This is a genomic window from Arsukibacterium sp. (genome assembly GCF_033722355.1).
In the GTDB taxonomy this organism is placed as follows: domain Bacteria; phylum Pseudomonadota; class Gammaproteobacteria; order Enterobacterales; family Alteromonadaceae; genus Alishewanella.
In genome coordinates this window covers 1-4,428 of record NZ_JAWVZF010000199.1, presented here as the reverse complement: position 1 = coordinate 4,428, position 4,428 = coordinate 1, and the positions used below count along the sequence as shown (strand labels likewise).

Here is a 4,428-nt window from a genome sequence, read left to right as displayed (position 1 = left end):
GGGGTTTGCGGCAGCCTGACCGGCTGTATGTTACCGGGCTGTTGCACAATATCGGCGAGTTGGTCGTAATGCAACAGGCACCCGAGAGTGCGGCGCTCTGCCAGACGTATACCAATGACGTTAAGCCATGGCAATTGCAGCAAAGCACACTGGGCTTTACCTATGCCGCCTGTGGGGCTGAACTGCTAAATCTCTGGCAATTACCAGACAGTATTGTCGAACCGCTGGCCCGTCAGCACAGTACTCAGTTTAATGTGGCAGAGCCTGATGTCTTAATCAGCTATCTGACGGTACGGCTGGCTTTAGCAAACCAGCATCCTGACCTTTACAATATTAAATCATTAATTGATCCCTTTGTGCTGGAGTTGCTGCAACTAGAGCAAGCTGACTTAATTAAAGCTATTGATTTTTGCAACACCGAAGGGTTATTTATCCTGTCTGTTCTTAATCCGCGCATCAGTACTATTTACTAATCCATTCTGTTAGCGGCACTGTAAAGCAGTGCCGGCACTATTATTTGGAAGATTATTATGTCTGAACCAAAAGTGAAAGCGTCGTTATATACTGCCTATTCCGGCTCGGCCTTATTAGAAACACCGCTGCTAAACAAAGGCAGTGCGTTTAGCAGGGAAGAGCGGGCAGCCTTTAACCTGACCGGCTTATTACCGCCCCGGTTTGAGACGATTGAAGAGCAGGTTAGCCGGGCTTATATGCAATATAAAAGTTTTGATACTGCCATCAATAAACATATCTATCTGCGGGCGATACAGGATAATAACGAAACGCTATTTTACCGGCTGGTGCAGCAACATCTTGAAGAAATGATCCCGATTATCTATACGCCCACTGTTGGTGACGCTTGTGAACAGTTCTCCGATATTTACCGCAGTGCCAGGGGCTTATTTATCAGCTTTGAAGATCGGTATAACCTCGATGATGTACTGCGAAATGCCACAAAAGCGAAAGTGAAAGTGATAGTGGTAACCGATGGTGAGCGGGTGCTCGGTTTGGGTGATCAGGGCATTGGCGGCATGGGTATTTCTATCGGAAAACTGTCACTATATACCGCCTGTGGCGGAATAAGCCCCGCTTATACCTTGCCGGTTATGCTTGATGTTGGTACCAACAATGAAAAATTGTTGAATGACCCGATGTATATGGGGCTGCGGCAGAAGCGGGTAAATCAGGATGATTACAACGAGTTCATAGAGCTGTTTATTAAAGCAGTAAAACGGCGCTGGCCGGAGGCAATCATTCAATTTGAAGATTTTGCTCAGCCCAATGCCATGCCGCTGTTACAACGTTACCGGGACCAGATTTGCTGTTTTAATGATGATATTCAGGGCACGGCGGCTGTGACTGTTGGTACATTGTTAGCGGCCTGTTTAAGCAAAGGCGTTAAGCTCAGCTCACAAAAGGTCGTGTTTGTTGGCGCTGGATCTGCAGGTTGTGGCATTGCCGAACAAGTGATCAGTCAGATGGTAGCGGAGGGGATTAGCGAGCAGCAGGCCCGGCAGCAAATCTATATGATTGACCGTTTCGGTTTACTGACCGACGCCATGACCGATTTGCGTGATTTTCAGCAGGCATTAACCCAGAGTACTGCCGCCATCGCCAACTGGAATTACAGTGGCGATTATCCCAGCTTACTGGATGTAATGCATTGCGCTAACCCGGGCATTCTGATTGGTGTGTCTGGCCAGCCCGGGCTGTTTACCGAGCAGGTGGTGCGGGCGATGAAAAAAGGTTGTGATAAACCCATTATATTCCCGCTCAGTAATCCGTCACGTCAGGTAGAAGCCACACCAGAACAGGTTATTGAATGGACCGGGGGCGATGTTATCGTTGCAACCGGCAGTCCTTTTGCGCCGGTAGAATACCAGGGTAAAAAATATTTAATCGCGCAGTGTAATAACAGTTACATCTTTCCGGGTATTGGTCTTGGGGTTATTGCGGTAAAAGCCCGGTTAATCAGTGATGAAATGCTGCGCGCAGCCAGTAAAACGCTGGCCGCGACATCGCCGTTAGCGAATACCGGTAAGGGCGGCTTATTGCCTCCTTTTACTGCTCTGGCAGAACTGAGTAAAAAAATTGCGTTTGCGGTCGCCAAAGTTGCTCAGCAACAGGGATTGGCGCTGGAAATTGACGATAATACGCTGCAACAGCGTATTGAAGATAACTTCTGGAGACCACAGTACCGGCACTATAAGCGGGTCAGCGGTTAATCAGCCTGCTGATAGTCAGTCAGATAAACCTTGTTACATTTAGTGCTTAGACTAAGTTCCTTATTAACGGTAGGCTGAAAATAATCTTCGCCCGTTAATTAAGGAACTGTAATGCGCAAATCTCTGTTATTTTTGGCAGTGGTAGGTATTCTATCTGGCTGCACGCCTGCCAATGACACCGCAGATACCAGCCAAAACACCAGCAATGGTAAGCCCCCAGCAGTTAATGAGCAAGCCGCAGAAAATACTCAGCTCTCAGAAAGCGAGCGTTTAAATCAGTGGTTTGACGTCAAATACGAACAACAGTTACAGCAAAGCCCGTTGCAAATGACATTTATGGGGCGCAAAGATAAATATGATCAAATCGACGACGTCACCCTAGCCGCCGAACAACAGCAACTTGACTGGTTAGCAGCGACCGTCAAAGAGCTGAAAAGCAGCTTTGATTACGATAAGTTAACGTTAGAAGCCCAAACGTCATATGATATCTGGGTTTATCAGTATGAAATGGCCGAAGCAGGCGCAAAGTTCCGCAAAAATCATTATGTCTTTACCCAGATGCAGGGTATTCACGCTATGTTGCCGCAGATACTTATCAATTTCCATAAAGTGGATAATGCTGAAGATATGCGTGCTTATGTTGCCCGAATTGAAGGCATTAGCCGTGCCATCACTGATTTGTTGGAGCGCGCCAGAAACAATGCCGCGCAGGGTATAAGACCGCCACGATTTGCATACGAAGGAGTCTTAACGCAGCTTAATAATCTGTTGTCAGGTTCGCCACTTAATGATGCTGAGCAGGATATTCCACTTTGGGCTGATACCAAAGCGAAAATAAATGCTTTGGTAGAGGCTGATAAGCTCAGCGACGAGCAAGCAAAAGATCTTAGTAATGCTGCAAAAATGGCATTACAGCAACACTTTCAGCCTGCCTATTTAGCATTGCAGCAGTGGTTAACAAGTGATATCGAGAACACTGAGACGAACCCTACTGGCGTGACGAGTCACCCCAATGGTAAAGCCTATTACGATCATCAGCTTAAAATCTCTACTACAACGGACTTATCCGCTGAGCAAATTCACCAGATAGGCCTGGATGAAGTTGCAAGAATAACAGAAGAAATGATCGCTATTAAAAATAAAGTTGGTTTTCCTGGCGATCTTAGTGAGTTTTTTAAATTTATTAAAACTGACGACCAGTTTTTCTATCCTGACACAGATGCCGGCCGTCAGGCTTATATTGATGATACCCAATTGTACCTGGATTTTATCAATAGTCGTTTACCGGAGTTTTTTGGAACCTTACCCAAAGCTGGTCTGATAGTAAAACGAGTTGAGCCGTTTCGGGAGCAAAAAGGCGCTGCCCAGCATTATTTCCCTGGTACCCCCGATGGCGCAAGACCGGGCATTTACTACGCCCACCTGGCTGATATGCGTTTCATGCCAAAAAATGAAATGGAAGCCATCGCTTATCATGAAGGTAATCCCGGTCATCATATGCAAATTTCGATCGCCCAGGAGCTGACATCTGTGCCAGCATTTCGTACCCAGGCGAATTTCACTGCTTATTCGGAAGGTTGGGGTCTTTATGCTGAGTTACTTGCAAAAGAAATGGGCGCTTATCAAAATCCTTATTCAGACTTTGGCCGGTTAATTACTGAAATGTGGCGGGCAGTGCGTCTGGTGGTTGATACCGGCCTGCATAGCAAGGGCTGGACTGAGCAACAGGCAATTGATTACTTTATCGCAAAAACGCCGATTTCTGAGGGTGCCGTGGTATCTGAGGTACGCCGTTATCTGGTCATACCTGGCCAGGCAACGGCCTATAAAATAGGTATGCTTAAAATTCAGGAACTGCGTCAGTATGCTGAGCAGCAACTGGGCGAGCGCTTTGATATCAGAGATTTTCATGACACCATTTTAACCGGCGGTGCTATGCCGCTTAATGTGCTGGAACGACGGGTGAAAAACTGGGTGTCTCAGGTAAAAAGCACGCCTGCTGCCTGAAGGAACGCTGCTGGCATAGGTTACGCGTTTCATTATTAACTGTTAATTAATGACAATGTAATCATTTTCAAAGTAACAGCCTTTATGAGGTGCCGGGTGCAGCTGAACATAGCGCCCGGCAACCTGTTCTATTGCCACGCATTGCTCCACCTCAAATACATTATCGGTATGGGGTTTGTCCCATTTCAGGCTTAAT

Annotated in this window: 3 protein-coding genes; all 3 read left to right on the top strand. The window is 46.7% G+C overall.

Annotated features, from left to right (window positions below; all coding sequences use genetic code 11):
• Positions 1 to 473 (top strand): HDOD domain-containing protein (locus R3177_RS13465; protein ID WP_318971539.1); only part of this gene is annotated, 473 nt, incomplete at its 5' end.
• 57 nt (positions 474 to 530) lie between these two features.
• Positions 531 to 2,225, top strand: a complete 1,695-nt coding sequence (locus R3177_RS13460) for an NAD-dependent malic enzyme (protein WP_318971538.1) — start codon at positions 531 to 533, stop codon at positions 2,223 to 2,225.
• Between the two features lie 111 nt (positions 2,226 to 2,336).
• Positions 2,337 to 4,232 (top strand): DUF885 domain-containing protein, encoded by a 1,896-nt coding sequence (locus R3177_RS13455; protein WP_318971537.1) that lies wholly within the window; start codon positions 2,337 to 2,339, stop codon positions 4,230 to 4,232.
• The last annotated feature ends 196 nt before the right edge of the window (positions 4,233 to 4,428 follow it).